Genomic DNA, 14,337 nt, shown 5'->3' on the forward strand with positions numbered 1-14,337 from the left:
GGGTCAAGCCCACTGGTGTCCGGTTTAGATTTGGTGGACTGAGCGCACGGTGTTGATTCTACTTGTGTCCAAGCGTTTGGCGACGTCCTGGGACACGAGAAAGGAACAACACCGTGCGACACCAGAATAGCGTTTTTCACGATCTTCTAAAGCGGGTTCCCTGGGGAGAGTTCGAGCGCCTGGTGGCTGAGCACGGAGCGGACCATCGGGTTCGCCGTCTGCCAACCAAGAGCCAGTTTATAGCCTTGCTTTACGGGCAGCTTTCCGGGTCGACGAGCCTGCGGGAGATCGTTGGCGGCCTGGAGAGCCATGCCAGGCGGCTCTACCACCTGGGTGGGCGACCAGTGTCACGCTCGACTTTGTCGGACGCCAATGCCCTGCGCCCGAGCGCGGTATTCAGCGATCTCTTTGCGGCGATGGTTGGTCAAGCCCAGCGGGGCCTGCGCCGCAAAGTCGGTGAGGCGGTCTATCTGATTGATTCCACCAGTATCCGCCTCAGCGGGATTGGCTGCGAGTGGGCGCACTTTTCAGCCAAAGCCTGCGGCGCCAAGGCGCACGTCATCTATGATCCCGCCGCTGACCGGCCGATCTATGCGGCGGTCACCGCGGCCAAGGTCAACGACATCACCGTCGCCCAGACGATGCCGATAGAGGCAGGAGCTACCTACGTCTTCGATCTCGCCTACTACGATTACGGCTGGTGGGCCAGGATGGATGCCGCCGGTTGCCGCATCGTCACCCGCTTCAAGTCCAATACGCCCCTGGCTGGAGCCGTTGAACTCGACGTAGTGGAAGGCACCAGCATCCTCTCCGACCGCATCGGGCTGTTGCCGCAGCGTCAGGCTAACAGCCGCAAGAACCCCTTCAGCAGCCCGGTTCGCGAGGTGCGCGTCAAGACCCACACCGGCAAGATCTTGCGCATTCTCTCGAACGATCTCAAGGCCCCAGCCAGGGAAATCGCCGATCTCTACAAGCGCCGCTGGGCCATCGAGCTGTTCTTCCGATGGGTCAAGCAAACCCTCAAAATCCGCCACTGCCTCGGAGCCAGCGAGAACGCCCTACGCATCCAGATTGCCGTCGCCCTCATCGCTTTCCTGATCCTGCGCATGGCTCAGGGCGACCAGAAAACCATCCAAAGCCCGCTCAAGTTCGCCCGTCTCGTCCGCGCAAACCTCATGCACCGACGCCGTATAGATCGGCTGATAACCGCCCAACCCGATCCACGCGAAAACCCAAATCAAATGGCCTTGCTATGGGTTTGAATCTAAACCGGACACCAGTGGGTCAAGCCCGAGTATGACGATTGGGGGGCGGAGCAGCAGTCGCCCCTACCCCCCAAGCCTGCTGAGACCAGACTCCTTAAGCCCAGACCTGCTACGCCCAGACCTGGCGACGCTGGCGCAGCATGGTCTCCTCGAAGGAGCCCTGATAGGCGGCGGACTTGCGCACGAAGGCCATGTAGGAGGCATGGACCTTCTGGGTGAGCGCGTCGGTGGCGCCGATTTCCTCGGCCACCTCCCGCGTCACTTCGCCGAGGCGGGCGACGATCTCTTCGGAGAAGCTGCGCAGTTCCACGTCGTAGTCTGCCAGCAGCGGGCCGAAGGCCTCGATGTTGTGGTAGGCGAAATCGGTCAGGGTCTCCTGCGCGGTCGCCGTGGCCGCGGCCTGGAAGATGGCCTTCAGGTCGTCCGGCAGGGCCTCGAACTTCGCCTTGTTGACGGTGATCTCCAGCCCGGGCCCGGGCTCATGGAAGGCCGGGGCGTAGTAGTACCGGGCGACCTTCTGCAGGCCGAAGGCGACGTCGTTCCAGGGGCCGATCCACTCCGCCGCGTCGATGGCGCCGGACTGCATGGAGGGCAGGATCTCGCCCGGCGGCAGCAGCACGACCACGGCGCCGATGCGCCGCATCACCTCGCCGCCGAGGCCGGCGATGCGGATCTTCAGGCCCTGCAGGTCCTCGACGGAATTGATCTCGCTCTTGAACCAGCCGCCCGCCTGCACACCGCTGGAGCCGGCGTAGAAGGGCTTCAGGCCGAAGTCGGCATAGACCTCGTCCCAGAGGTCCTGGCCGCCGCCGTAGGTCAGCCAGGCCGGCAGCTCGACGGCGTTGAGGCCGAAGGGCAGCGTGGTGAAGTAGTTGAAGGCCCGGGACTTGCCGACCCAGAAGTAGGGTGTGCCGTGCAGGATGTCGGCGGAACCCGACTGCACCGCATCGAAGCTCTCGAAGGGCGGCACCAGTTCGCCGGCGCCGAAGGTGCGGATCGTGATGCGCCCATCGCTCATCGCCATGACCCGCTGGGCGAAGCGCTCGGCATTGACGCCGACCCCCGGCGTGCCCTTGGGCCAGGGCATTACCATGTTCCAGTCCACCCGGTCCTGGGCGATGGCCGGCGCGGCCAGGGTGGTCGATGCGGCAGCCGCCGCCCCGCCCGCCGCCAGACCGGCGCGCTTCATGAAGTTCCGGCGTTTCATTCTCTTGTTCTCCTCCCAACAAAGCTGCCTGCGCGGCCTCATCCTGTGCCCGCGCAGTGGTAATTTGCCGGGAGCCTAGCGGCCTCGCCCGGAAAACGCCACTGGCTGCTTACAGATGCAGCGGACCTGCAGGCTCTCACTCTCGTCACGTCAGGACTTGAGCCGAGGGTCCATGGGGCCGCACGCTGCGACCTCTATTGGAAGGCTTCGGTCCTGCCTTTGCCATGGATGCTGGGGTCAGGCCCGAACATGACGATGGTTGGCGTCAGAACCGGAGGAGTGCGCACCGGCGCGCCCTGGGCCGCTTCCTGGCGCCAAGCCGCTTCCTGCGTCGTGCGCTCGACGATGTCGGCGAAAATGACGGTGCAGTCCTCGTTCCCGGGGGAGAAAGCGGCGCGGTTGCCGGTCGAAAAGCGCGCGCTATCCAATGGACCTGGCCAGGGGGATGGCCGCCTTGCCTTGATCCGGATCAAAGACCACAGCCCGCCCTGACCCCAGGCTGTTGGCTCGTCATCAGAGGACACCTCCCTGGTGACCCGAAAGCCCAGGCGCGCAAAGGACTCATGGCCGCATCACGCCTCCGGACCCTTACCACTTGGCTCGCCGCCCTGGCGCTCAGCCTCCAGGCGCTGATCCCCCTCGGCCCGGCGATCTCCCTGCCCGGCACTGCCGAGCCGATCGTCATCTGCAGCGCCCTTGGCTTCAAAACCATCTACGTGACGTTCGAGCCGGAGCAACCGGCAGAACAGGTGCCCTCACACGCCGAAGAGTCCTGCCCCGTCTGTCTCAGCATGACAGCGGTGGGCCTTCACCCGCCGGCCGAAGGCTCTGCATTGCGCTACGGCACTCCGGCAGGCCCGGACGACGCAGCAAACTGCGCTTTCCAGCCGCACCCGATGCATTTGCTCATGGGAATCTTTGCCAGGCCGCCGCCGTCTGCCTGAGCAAGCTGTCCAGTACACCACCGCCAATACACCACCAAATGATGCCGCTGCCGGTTCCGCAGGAACCCAAAGCCCTGGCTCCATGAGACAAAAAGGTCGATTCCAATGCTGAAGCTCAGATCCCTGTTTGCCGTCCTCACCCTTGCCCTGGCGCTGACTCTGGCCCAGGGGCAACAGCCCGCCGATGCCGCCGATACCAAGCCAGGTCTCTTCGTGAACCTGACCACCGACGATACCTGGAGCGCCACCAAGGCGATCATGTTCGCCCACCAGAAGGCGCTGAAGAACGGACTCTCCCCGGTGGTTGTCTGGCTGAACGTTCAGGGGATCTATCTGGCCGACGCCAAGCGGCCCTCCCCCACCCACGGCCTGATGAAAGACAACCTGCACGAAATGCTGCAGGCCTTCATGCAGGACGGCGGCATCGTCTATGCCTGTCAGGCCTGCTCCGCGGCGGCTGGGCTGGTCCAGACCGACTTCATCGATGGTGTCCAGATGGGTAACCAGGAAGCCATCCTCGGCCTGCTGGCAGACCCCAAGGTGAAGACCCTGGCGTGGTAGCCTTTAGAAGATGAAGGGCCTTGAAGGGGCCGGCCCGACCGGCCCTTTCCGCGTTGCGGACTTGCAGGCTTCCACTCTTGTCACGTCAGGACTTGATCCGAGGGTCCATGGGGCCACACGCTGGGACCCTGCCGCAGAGATTCGGGTGCGCCGCTGCCATGGATGCTCGGGTCAAGCCCAAGCATGACGATGGTTGGCGTAAGAACCGAAGTGGCGCGCGCTAAGCCGCTTCCTGGGTCGTGCGGTCGACGATCTCGACGATGTCGGCGAGGATGGCGGTGAGGTCGTAGTCCTTGGGGGTGTAGACGGCAGCGACGCCGGCGGCCTTCAGGGCCGCCTCGTCCTCCGGCGGGATGATGCCGCCGGCGATCAGCGGCACGCGGGTGAGGCCCGCCTTGGCCATGCGCTCCTGCACCTCGGTCACCAGGGCGACGTGGGAGCCGGAGAGGATCGACAGGCCGATGACGTGGACCCCCTCCTCCAGGGCCGCGCCGACGATCTGGCCGGGGGTCAGGCGGATGCCCTCGTAGACCACCTCGAAGCCGGTGTCGCGGGCGCGCACGGCGATCTGCTCGGCGCCGTTGGAATGGCCGTCGAGGCCCGGCTTGCCGACCAGCATCTTCAGGCGCCGCCCGAGCCGGGCGGAGACCGCCTCCACCCGTGCCCGTACGGACGACAGGCCGTCTTCGTCCTCCAAGGCTGCCGAGGTGGCGCCGCCGACGCCGGTGGGGGCGCGGTATTCGCCGAAGACCTTGCGCAGGGTCTCGGCCCACTCGCCGGTGGTGATCCCGGCATGGGCGCAGGCGATGGAGGGTTCCATGATGTTGGCGCCCTCGCGCGCGGCCGTTTCCAGCGCAGTCAGGGCCTGCGCCGCCGCATCCTGGTCGCGCGCCGCGCGCCAGGCGGTGAGGCCTTCGATCTGTGCCGTCTCGGCCGCCGGATCGGGCGCCATGAAGCCGCCATCGGCGCCCGCGGTCAGCGGCGAGGGCTCGCTTTCCTGGTAAGCGTTCACGCCGACCACGGTCTGTTCGCCTGACTCGATGGCTTCCAGCCGCCGCGCCGCGCTTTCGACCAGCCGCTCCTTCATGTAGGCGTTTTCGACGGCAGCGATGGCCCCGCCCATGTCGTCGATGCGGGCCAGTTCCGCCCGCGCCTCGGCCTTCAGGTCCTCCACCTTGGCGGCGATCACCGTCGAGCCCTCGAAGATGTCGGCGTACTCCAAGAGGTCGGTCTCGAAGGCGAGGATCTGCTGCAGGCGCAGGGACCACTGCTGATCCCAGGGCCGCGGCAGGCCGAGCGCCTCGTTCCAGGCCGGCAGCTGTACGGCGCGCGCCCGCGCGTCCTTGGAGAGCGTCACCGCCAGGGTCTCCAGCAGGATGCGGTAGACGTTGTTCTCCGGCTGCTGTTCGGTGAGGCCCAGGGAGTTCACCTGCACGCCGTAGCGGAAGCGCCGGAACTTCGGCTCCTCGATACCGTAACGTTCCCGGCAGATCTCGTCCCAGAGCTGGGTGAAGGCGCGCATCTTGCAGAGCTCGGTGACGAAGCGCAGGCCGGCGTTGACGAAGAAGGAGATGCGCCCAACGACGCGGGGAAAGTCCTCCTCCGGCACCTGGCCGGAGGTGCGCACCGTATCCAGCACCGCCGTTGCGGTGGCCAGCGCATAGGCCAGTTCCTGTACCGGCGTCGCGCCCGCTTCCTGCAGGTGATAGGAGCAGACGTTGGTGGGGTTCCACTTCGGCACCTCGCGGTAGGCGAAGGCGATGACGTCGGAGATGAGCTTCAGGGAGGGTTCCGGCGGGAAGATGTAGGTCCCGCGGGAGAGGTACTCCTTGATGATGTCGTTCTGCACCGTGCCCGTCAGGTCGGCGCGCGCCACGCCCTGTTTCTCGGCGCAGGCGATGTAGAGCGCCAGCAGCCAGGGGGCGGTGGCGTTGATGGTCATGGAGGTGTTCATGCGCTCCAGCGGGATCTCCGCAAAGAGCTTCTCCATGTCGCCCAGGTGGCTGACCGGCACCCCGACCTTGCCCACCTCCCCGCGCGCCAGCGCATGATCCGAATCGTAGCCGGTCTGGGTCGGCAGGTCGAAGGCCACCGAGAGTCCGGTCTGGCCCCGCGCCAGGTTCTTGCGGTAGAGCGCGTTGGAGGCCGCCGCCGTGGAATGGCCGGCATAGGTGCGAATCAGCCAGGGCCGGTCGCGCTGCGGCGCCCCCGGTTCCGCGGTTTGGCCCGAAGTCTTGCCGGACGCCTTGTCTTGCGCCTGATCGCTCATCTTGCCACCCATTTCTGCCCTCATTTTCCGACAGGGCCCGCCCGCTGCGGTCTGGTAAGTTTATCCCATCGCTGCACTGCACCAAAGGGGCCAGATTGGGCGAACTTAAGTTATCATCTTCCTATTTAAAACCCTAAAACGACAGATCGTTACGAATATTATACGAAATATGTACATATCATCCGTTTTGTGCGTTGCAATATGAGACTCGAGAGGCTAAGAGTCTGGCCAGGGGGGCGCTCTGAGCGGATCTCCCGGGCGGAATTTCCCGCCGGGGTCCGGCGTTTTCTATGGGCAGGCGCAGCAACGACGGCCCATTGAACCGCCCGGCGAGCAGCCCAGTCAGAGGCCCGGTGAAGGGCCCAGCGAAAGGCCCGGTGAACGGCGCAATGAACGATACCCGGGGGGCGGGCGCCGCCGTCCGGCCGCCACGGCAGAGATCAAGAGGAGGGTGAGCGCATGGCTGAAGTGCTCGAAACGACAGAGGGCAGCGGACCGCAGGAATCGCAGCGGCCGGTGAAGGACCTTTACGAGGTCGGCGAGATTCCGCCGCTGGGCCACGTCCCCAAACAGATGTACGGCTGGCTGATCCGCCGCGAGCGTCACGGCGAGCCGGAAAAGGCCATGCAGGTCGAGGTGGTGGACACCCCGGACCTCGACAGCCACGAAGTGCTGGTCATGGTGATGGCCGCCGGCGTCAACTACAACGGCGTCTGGGCCGGCCTCGGCGTGCCGATCTCCCCCTTCGACGTCCACAAGGCGCCCTACCACATCGCCGGTTCGGATGCCGCGGGCGTCGTCTGGGCCGTCGGTTCCAAGGTAAAGCGCTGGAAGGTCGGCGACGAAGTCGTGGTGCACTGCAACCAGGATGACGGCGACGACGAGGAGTGCAACGGCGGCGACCCGATGTTCTCCACCTCCCAGCGCATCTGGGGCTACGAGACGCCAGACGGCTCCTTCGGGCAATTCTGCCGGGTGCAGGACCGCCAGTTGATGGCCCGCCCGCGCCACCTGACCTGGGAGGAGAGCGCCTGCTACACCCTGACGCTCGCCACCGCCTACCGCATGCTCTTCGGCCACCGCCCGCACATCCTGCGGCCCGGTCACAACGTGCTGGTCTGGGGTGCCTCGGGCGGCCTCGGCTCCATGGCGATCCAGCTGATCGCCACCGCCGGCGCCAACGCCATCGGCGTCATCTCCGATGAAGACAAGCGCGACTTCGTCATGTCGCTGGGCGCCAAGGGGGTCATCAACCGCAAGGACTTCGACTGCTGGGGCCAGCTTCCCCCCGTCAACGGCGAGGGTTTCGGCGACTACATGCGCAAGTGCCGCGCCTTCGGCAAGGCGATCTGGGAGATCACCGGCAAGGGCAACGACGTCGACTTCGTCTTCGAGCATCCGGGCGAGGCGACCTTCCCGGTGAGCTGCTTCGTCGTGAAGCGCGGCGGCATGGTGGTGTTCTGCGCCGGCACCACCGGCTTCAACATCACCTTCGACGCCCGCTTCGTGTGGATGCGCCAGAAGCGCATCCAGGGCAGCCACTTCGCCAACCTGATGCAGGCCAGCCAGGCCAATGCCCTGATGGTGGAGCGGCGCATCGACCCCTGCATGTCGGAGGTCTTCGCCTGGCGCGACATCCCGCGCGCCCACACCAAGATGATGAACAACGAGCACAAGCCGGGCAACATGGCGGTGCTGGTGCAGGCCAAACGGCCCGGCCTGCGCACCCTGGAAGACGCGGCGGCGGAGGAGTAGGATTTGCGGCCCCTGAGACACACGCAAAGAGGGCCGCGACCATGCCTGATCTCGAAACCTTCCGCACCGACGCGGTCCCGGCGGAGCTGCCGTTCTCGGCGGCTCTGCGGGCCGGCGGTTTCGTCTTCACCTCCGGCCAGATCGGCAACATCGCCGGCGAGATGAAACTGGTGGAGGGCGGCATCAAGGCCGAGGGCCAGCAGGCGCTGGAACACCTGCGCGCCGCCCTGGAGGCCGCCGGCTCCTCCCTCGACCGCGTCGTGAAGTGCACCGTGTTCTTCACCGATATGAAGGACTTCCAGCCTTTCAACGACGTCTACCGGGAGTTCTTCGGCGGCCACCTGCCGGCGCGCTCCGGCGTCGAGGTGAAGGGCCTGGCGCTCGGCGCCCGCGTCGAAATCGAATGCATCGCTTTGGCGGGGAAGGGTTAGGTCGGTGCGGGTGCGACACCCTTCGAGATGCGCTCTGGCGAGCACTCCTCAGGGTGAGGATCAAGGGAAGACCTCATGCTGAGGAGGCCGCGCAGCGGTCGTCTCGAAGCATGAACGTTGGTGGTTTCAAAAGACGGGCTGAACGACAACACTGAAGAGGGTGACGATGACCGAGGCCGCAGTTCAGCATGCAGCAGAAGACAGCGTTGTTCTGCCTAACCTTCTGCCGCTCTGTGCCGAGGCGCTGAGCGCCGCCGAGACTTTCGGGGAGGCGGCACGGCGCGCTGTCGCGGCGCTGGTCGCGCCGGGCGGCAGGGTCGACGCCGGCCTGCTGGAGCGCGAGCAGTTCGCTGCCCACGGCTATGCCTGGCTGGCGACCTACGTCGCCGGGCTTAAGGAGATGCTGGCCTGGGCCGAGCGGCTGGAGGCCGCCGGTCAGTTCGGCGAACTGGAACAGCTCATGCTGCAGGCCGCCTTCGGCGAATACCTGAACCAGCTCTGGGGCGGCATCGCGCTCAGCCAGGTGGAGGTGCTGCGCCCCGCCGACCTGGGCATGAACGACGACGACATCCATGCGATCTATGTGCCCGCCGTGCAGGCGCTGACCGAGCGCGGCAACAGCAACGCGGTGCGCATGCGCATCGCCGCCCATCTGGCGGAGGGGCACTTCGGCGAGGCGGGGCTGGCCGACGAGACCCTGGAGATGATCCGCGACCAGTTCCGCAAGGTGGCGGAGGATCACATCGAGGACGCCCACGAATGGCACCGCAGGGACGACCTCATTCCGCTGGAGGTGGTGCAGCAGCTGGCCGAGCTCGGCGTCTTCGGCCTGACGGTGCCGGAGGACTTCGGCGGCGCCGGCCTCGGCAAGCTCGCCATGTGCGTGGTCACCGAAGAGCTCTCGCGCGGCTATATCGGCCTCGGCTCCCTGGGCACCCGCTCGGAGATCGCCGCCGAATTGATCCGCCTGGGCGGCACCCCGGCCCAGCAGGAGAAGTGGCTGCCGCTGCTCGCCTCGGGCGCGATCCTGCCGACGGCGGTCTTCACCGAGCCCAACACCGGCTCCGACCTCGGCGCCCTGCGCACCCGCGCCGAGCGTGACGGCGATACTTACAGGATCACCGGCAACAAGACCTGGATCACCCATGCCGCGCGCAGCGACCTGATGACGCTCTTGGCGCGCACCGATCCGGACGAGGCGGGCTACCGCGGGCTCTCCATGTTCCTCGCCGAAAAGCCGCGCGGCAGCGACGCAGAGCCCTTCCCGGCGGACGGCATGACCGGCGGCGAGATCCACGTGCTCGGCTACCGCGGCATGAAGGAATACGAGCTTGCCTTCGACGGCTTCGAAGTGAAGGCGGAGAACCTGCTGGGCGGGGTCGAAGGCCAGGGCTTCAAGCAGCTCATGGCGACCTTCGAGTCGGCGCGCATCCAGACCGCGGCGCGCGCCGTCGGCGTGGCGCAGTCGGCCCTGGAACTGGGCCTCGCCTACGCCCAGGAGCGCCAGCAGTTCGGCAAGGCGATCCTCGCCTTCCCGAGGGTCGCCGGCAAGCTCGCCTGGATGGCGGTGGAAACCATGATGGCCCGCCAGCTCACCTACTTCGCCGCGCGCGAGAAGGACTCGGACCGGCGCTGCGACATCGAGGCCGGCATGGCCAAGCTGCTCGGCGCCCGCATCGCCTGGGCCAACGCCGACAACGCCCTGCAGGTGCACGGCGGCAACGGCTATGCCGAGGAGTACAAGATCTCCCGCGTGCTCTGCGACGCCCGCATCCTCAACATCTTCGAAGGCGCCGCCGAGATCCAGGCCCAGGTGATCGCAAGGGGATTGCTCTCCGGGCGGAACTAGGCTTCATCCTGTGGCCGATGTAGATCTCCGTGTCCGTCTGGACGCCAACAATGAGAAGAATGCCCGCACGGTTCTGAAGCGCCTCGCCGCGCTGATCACATTCGACATGTCCGAGCTGTCGCCGCATCATGACGGCAGCTACATCGCGCGCCTGAAAGCGACGGTACCGGAAGGGACCTGGCCGGAGCAGGTCGTTGCCGCCATCGATCTGGCCCAGACCTTCGGCTACGGCTGGGACCTGGACGGCCACATCGCCGAAGAACTTAGTATGCACGCAGCCAGGTTCAGTGTCTCCGGCCTGGTATCCGCATCACTCCTGCTGAGCAGAGGCTGAACCTTCGTCGTATCGATTGTGACGCCAGCACGGTCGACAGCGTCATGGAGGATCGGACATAGTGCGGCCCTTTTGCACAGCCCGGACCGCTACCCATGACCGCGCCGACGGAGTCGTCCCCACCCGACAGCACTGAAAGACCCGTCGCGCAGCGCGGCTCGGCGGGGGAGGTCTTCGGCGCCTTCCTGAAGCTGGGCTTCACCTCCTTCGGCGGACCCATCGCCCACCTCGGCTATTTCCGCGAGGAGTTCGTGGCGCGGCGCAGGTGGCTGGACGACCAAGCCTATGCGGACCTGGTGGCGCTCTGCCAGTTCCTGCCCGGGCCCGCCAGCAGCCAGGTGGGCTTCGCCCTCGGCCTCATGCGCGGCGGGCCGCTGGGCGCCGCGGCGGCCTGGACCGCCTTCACCCTGCCCTCAGCCCTGGCGCTGATCCTCTTCGCCCTCGGCGCCGCCAGCCTCACCGGACCGACCGCCGCCGGCGCGCTGCAGGGGCTGAAGCTGGTGGCCGTCGCCGTGGTCGCCCAGGCGCTCTGGGGCATGGCCCGCAGCCTCTGCCCGAACCGGGAGCGCGCGACCATCGCGCTGGCAGCCGTCGCCGTGGTGGTCTTCGCCGGCGGTGCGCTCGGCCAGGTGGCCGCCATCGTCCTCGGCGGACTGGCAGGCCTCGCGCTCTGCCGTAACGGCGGAACCCCATCGACGCGGCCGCTGGTCTTTTCCCTCTCGCGGAGAACCGGGCTGGTCTCGCTGGCCGCCTTCTTCGCCCTGCTCTTCGGCCTGCCGCTGCTGGTGCTGGCCGTCGCCGCGCCGGAGCTGGCAATCTTCGATGCCTTCTACCGCGCCGGCGCGCTGGTCTTCGGCGGCGGTCACGTGGTGCTGCCGCTGCTCCAGGCCGAGGTGGTGCCGCCGGGCTGGGTGAGCGGCGAGGCCTTCCTCGCCGGTTACGGCGCGGCTCAGGCGGTGCCGGGGCCGCTCTTCACCTTCGCCGCCTACCTGGGCGCGGTGATGGCGCCGGTCCCCGCTGGGCTGGTGATGGCGGCCATCGCCCTGGTGGCGGTCTTCCTGCCCGGCTTCCTGCTGCTGCTCGGCACCCTGCCCTTCTGGGACGCCCTGCGCGCGCGCCCGACTGCCCAGGCCGCGCTGGCCGGCACCAACGCCGCCGTGGTCGGCATCCTCGGCGCCGCGCTCTACGACCCGATCTGGACAAGCACCGTGCGCACGCCCGGCGACTTCGCCCTGGCGCTCGCGGGCTTCGTGCTGCTGATGGCCTGGAAGGCGCCGCCCTGGGCCGTCGTGGTCCTGATGGCGCTGGGCGGTGTCGGACTGTCCTTGCTGTAGCGATCACCCAGAACGCACCGCCGTCACCGCTTTCTCATCCGTCATCCCGGACTTGATCCGGGATCCATGGTTCCGCGGGCAAGGTCTCTTTTGGGCCAGCACCGAGGCTGTCCCCACGATGGACCCCGGATCAAGTCCGGGGTGACATTCAAAGCCTGAAATGACACCGAGGAAGTAGAAGTACCAGCGCAAGTTCCGGAGAGAACACGCCGGCCCGATCTGTCATCTGTCCCGCCGCGGCCGAACACTCGGCTTCAGCTACAGAGGACAGAAGGACAGGCATCATGAACACACTGGCCGGCAAGGTCGCCATCGTCACCGGGGCGAGCGCGGGCATCGGGCGCGCCACCGCGAAGCTCTTCGCAGTGGAGGGCGCAAAGGTCATCGTCGCGGCGCGGCGCCAGGCCGAGCTCGACGCCCTGGTGGACGAGATCGCCGAAGCGGGTGGCGAGGCGGTTGCGCTGAGCGGCGACGTGAAGGACGAGGCGCTCGCCAAGGCTCTGGTGGCCACCGCAAGCGGGCGCTTCGGCGGCCTCGACATCGCCTTCAACAACGCCGGCGCCCTGGGCAAAATAGGCCCGGTCGGGGCGATGACGCTCGACGACTGGCGCGACACCATCGACACCAACCTCACCAGCGCCTTCCTGGGCGCCAAGTACCAGGTGCCGGCCATGCTGGCGCGCGGCGGCGGCTCCCTCCTCTTCACTTCCAGCTTTGTCGGCCACACGGCCGCGGGGCTGCCGGGGATGGCCGCCTATGCCGCCAGCAAGGCGGGGCTGATCGGCTTCACCAAGGCGCTCGCCGCAGAGCTCGGCCCCCAGGGCATCCGGGTGAATGCGGTCCTGCCCGGCGGGACCGACACCGACATGGCGCCGGCTGGCGACTCCGATGCACGGGCCTTCGTCGAGAACCTGCACGCCCTCAAACGCATAGCCGAGCCGGAGGAGATCGCGCGGCCGGTGCTGCACCTGGCCTCCGACGCCGCCAGCTTCATCACCGGCACGGCCCAGCTGGTGGACGGCGGCGTTTCCATCAATCTGGGCTGAGGGTCAGGAGTGTCTCACGCCGGCGATCGGGAAAGAACCTAAGAGCGCCAGACAGCCTTGTGCGGAAAGGGAGTCACCCCCACCCCGACCCTCCCCCATCGAAGGGGGAGGGGGAGTAATCGAAGCGGCCCAAAACCCCCCCCCCTTGATGGGGAGAGGTTGGGGGGAGGTCGGGAGGCGGGGTGAACGCGGCGCTGGATGCGGACCTGAACCCGGCGGGCGGACCCATGGAACTCGGATCAGGTCCGGGGTGACAGGTGAGGAGGTTGGAGCGACCCCGCAATGGCAGGCCGGCTTGGCAAATCAGTAAAACCGTCCCTCGGCGAGCACGGCGACGCCGCCGCCGACGGTGACGGCGCCGCTTTCGCCGTCGATGGTGACCGAGAGGCGGCTCGGGCGGCCGGCGAAGCGGCCCTGGCGCAGGGTGATCGAAAGCGGCGCGCCGCAATGACGCAGCAGGTAGGCGCCGGCGGGCCCGGCGGCGCTGCCGGTGGCGACGTCCTCGACGGCGCCCAGGTTGTCCCAGGTGCGGCCCTCGGCATTTTCCGTGTCCAGCAGATAGGCGAACTTGGCGCCCAGGCCGTCCAGGCGCGCCTCGAAGTCGTCGACACGGATGGCCGCCTTGGCAAGCCCTGCCGGCGTTACCGGAACGATGAGGTAGTCGAGACCGGTGGAGACCATGGCCAGCGGCAGCCCCGGCACCAGGTCCGCTTCGGCGAGACCCAGCGCCTCCAGGACCGCCGCCCGCGCGGCCCCTTCGGCCTCCCGCCCCCAGCGCGGAACGCCCTGATCCATCGCCGCCTCGTAGAAGCGCGCGCCCAAGCGCCGGGTCGCAAGATCGACGCTGCGGCTGTTCAGGTGAAACGGCCAGCTTGCGCGTTCGGGCGGGGATGCCTCCGCATCGTGCAGCACCGCCGCCGCGCCCAGCAGGGGATGGCCGGCGAAGTCCAGTTCCTCCTCCACCGTGAAGATGCGCGCGCGGATGCGGTCTCCTTCGGCGAAGAGAAAGATCGATTCGAACTGCCGCATCTCCTGGGTGAGACGCAGCATGGTGTCATCGTCCAAGGGGCGGTCGGGGCGGAACACGCAGAGGCCGTTGCCGCCGAGCGGCGCGTCGCAGAAGACATCGGCGTGGACCCAGGCGAGGCCGGAAAGAGAGTCCATGGATGGGGGATTCCCGTCGGAGAGCTGCGCGGCCCCTGCGCCTTAGCATCGCGCAGGTGCGCCGGGCAAGCCCGGGCTTCTTGCCGCGCAAGGAATGCCAGGGGCTTGACGAGCACGGCGCCGCGCCGCCTACATGACGCCCTGACCGCCACGATACCATGCCCACCGAGACAGCATG

Annotated in this window: 13 protein-coding genes; 9 read left to right on the top strand and 4 right to left on the bottom strand. The window is 67.3% G+C overall.

The window, feature by feature from the left end; all coding sequences use genetic code 11:
- Positions 1–113 precede the first annotated feature (113 nt).
- Complete coding sequence (locus tag ACO06P_RS11425) at positions 114–1,262, top strand: IS4 family transposase (protein ID WP_420345314.1); 1,149 nt, start codon at positions 114–116, stop codon at positions 1,260–1,262.
- Positions 1,263–1,374: 112 nt separating this feature from the next.
- Here ACO06P_RS11425 and ACO06P_RS11430 read toward each other — a convergent pair whose 3' ends face one another.
- Together ACO06P_RS11430 and ACO06P_RS11435 are read right to left on the bottom strand one after the other, a co-directional pair.
- Positions 1,375–2,472 carry a TRAP transporter substrate-binding protein gene (locus ACO06P_RS11430; RefSeq protein ID WP_420345372.1) on the bottom strand — a complete coding sequence of 366 codons (1,098 nt, stop codon included), beginning with the start codon at positions 2,470–2,472 and terminating at the stop codon, positions 1,375–1,377.
- A gap of 194 nt (positions 2,473–2,666) precedes the next feature.
- On the bottom strand, positions 2,667–2,900 hold the full coding sequence (locus tag ACO06P_RS11435; RefSeq protein WP_420345373.1) for a hypothetical protein: 234 nt from the start codon (positions 2,898–2,900) through the stop codon (positions 2,667–2,669).
- Positions 2,901–3,035: 135 nt separating this feature from the next.
- On the opposite strand from ACO06P_RS11435, the gene ACO06P_RS11440 reads away from it, so the two are divergent.
- Positions 3,036–3,416 (top strand): hypothetical protein, encoded by a 381-nt coding sequence (locus tag ACO06P_RS11440; protein WP_420345374.1) that lies wholly within the window; start codon positions 3,036–3,038, stop codon positions 3,414–3,416.
- A gap of 105 nt (positions 3,417–3,521) precedes the next feature.
- Complete coding sequence (locus ACO06P_RS11445) at positions 3,522–3,977, top strand: DsrE family protein (protein WP_420345375.1); 456 nt, start codon at positions 3,522–3,524, stop codon at positions 3,975–3,977.
- A 220-nt stretch (positions 3,978–4,197) separates the two neighbouring features.
- Here ACO06P_RS11445 and ACO06P_RS11450 read toward each other — a convergent pair whose 3' ends face one another.
- A complete protein-coding gene (locus ACO06P_RS11450) occupies positions 4,198–6,246 on the bottom strand; it encodes a protein meaA (protein ID WP_420345376.1) in 2,049 nt (682 codons plus the stop codon).
- A 459-nt stretch (positions 6,247–6,705) separates the two neighbouring features.
- Between ACO06P_RS11450 and ccrA the strand changes: the two genes are divergently transcribed.
- The 6 genes from ccrA (at position 6,706) to ACO06P_RS11480 (ending at position 12,995) form a co-directional block, all read left to right on the top strand.
- A complete protein-coding gene (gene ccrA, locus ACO06P_RS11455; protein ID WP_420345377.1) occupies positions 6,706–8,001 on the top strand; it encodes a crotonyl-CoA carboxylase/reductase in 1,296 nt (431 codons plus the stop codon).
- A gap of 41 nt (positions 8,002–8,042) precedes the next feature.
- Positions 8,043–8,432, top strand: coding sequence for a RidA family protein (locus ACO06P_RS11460; protein ID WP_420345378.1), 390 nt, complete (start codon positions 8,043–8,045; stop codon positions 8,430–8,432).
- Positions 8,433–8,598: 166 nt separating this feature from the next.
- Positions 8,599–10,281, top strand: a complete 1,683-nt coding sequence (locus tag ACO06P_RS11465; protein ID WP_420345379.1) for an acyl-CoA dehydrogenase family protein — start codon at positions 8,599–8,601, stop codon at positions 10,279–10,281.
- Positions 10,282–10,291: 10 nt separating this feature from the next.
- Positions 10,292–10,615 (top strand): hypothetical protein, encoded by a 324-nt coding sequence (locus ACO06P_RS11470; protein ID WP_420345380.1) that lies wholly within the window; start codon positions 10,292–10,294, stop codon positions 10,613–10,615.
- A gap of 95 nt (positions 10,616–10,710) precedes the next feature.
- Positions 10,711–11,949, top strand: coding sequence for a chromate efflux transporter (gene chrA / locus ACO06P_RS11475; RefSeq protein ID WP_421935186.1), 1,239 nt, complete (start codon positions 10,711–10,713; stop codon positions 11,947–11,949).
- Positions 11,950–12,233: 284 nt separating this feature from the next.
- Entirely contained in the window at positions 12,234–12,995 is a 762-nt protein-coding gene (locus tag ACO06P_RS11480) for an SDR family oxidoreductase (RefSeq protein ID WP_420345381.1), read from the top strand.
- 303 nt (positions 12,996–13,298) lie between these two features.
- Here ACO06P_RS11480 and ACO06P_RS11485 read toward each other — a convergent pair whose 3' ends face one another.
- Positions 13,299–14,159 carry a PhzF family phenazine biosynthesis protein gene (locus ACO06P_RS11485; protein WP_420345382.1) on the bottom strand — a complete coding sequence of 287 codons (861 nt, stop codon included), beginning with the start codon at positions 14,157–14,159 and terminating at the stop codon, positions 13,299–13,301.
- Between the last annotated feature and the right edge of the window lie 178 nt (positions 14,160–14,337).

The sequence above is a fragment of the Pelagibius sp. genome, from assembly GCF_965227505.1.
GTDB lineage: Bacteria > Pseudomonadota > Alphaproteobacteria > Kiloniellales > Kiloniellaceae > Pelagibius.

Bases quoted from the DNA above. Each gene is read 5' to 3' on its own strand.
- ACO06P_RS11485 (WP_420345382.1), bottom strand. From the start codon at position 14,159: ATGGACTCTCTTTCCGGCCTCGCCTGGGTCCACGCCGATGTCTTCTGC.
- ACO06P_RS11460 (WP_420345378.1), top strand. From the start codon at position 8,043: ATGCCTGATCTCGAAACCTTCCGCACCGACGCGGTCCCGGCGGAGCTG.
- ACO06P_RS11440 (WP_420345374.1), top strand. From the start codon at position 3,036: ATGGCCGCATCACGCCTCCGGACCCTTACCACTTGGCTCGCCGCCCTG.
- ACO06P_RS11480 (WP_420345381.1), top strand. From the start codon at position 12,234: ATGAACACACTGGCCGGCAAGGTCGCCATCGTCACCGGGGCGAGCGCG.
- ACO06P_RS11450 (WP_420345376.1), bottom strand. From the start codon at position 6,246: ATGAGCGATCAGGCGCAAGACAAGGCGTCCGGCAAGACTTCGGGCCAA.
- chrA (WP_421935186.1), top strand. From the start codon at position 10,711: ATGACCGCGCCGACGGAGTCGTCCCCACCCGACAGCACTGAAAGACCC.
- ACO06P_RS11465 (WP_420345379.1), top strand. From the start codon at position 8,599: ATGACCGAGGCCGCAGTTCAGCATGCAGCAGAAGACAGCGTTGTTCTG.
- ACO06P_RS11445 (WP_420345375.1), top strand. From the start codon at position 3,522: ATGCTGAAGCTCAGATCCCTGTTTGCCGTCCTCACCCTTGCCCTGGCG.
- ccrA (WP_420345377.1), top strand. From the start codon at position 6,706: ATGGCTGAAGTGCTCGAAACGACAGAGGGCAGCGGACCGCAGGAATCG.
- ACO06P_RS11430 (WP_420345372.1), bottom strand. From the start codon at position 2,472: ATGAAACGCCGGAACTTCATGAAGCGCGCCGGTCTGGCGGCGGGCGGG.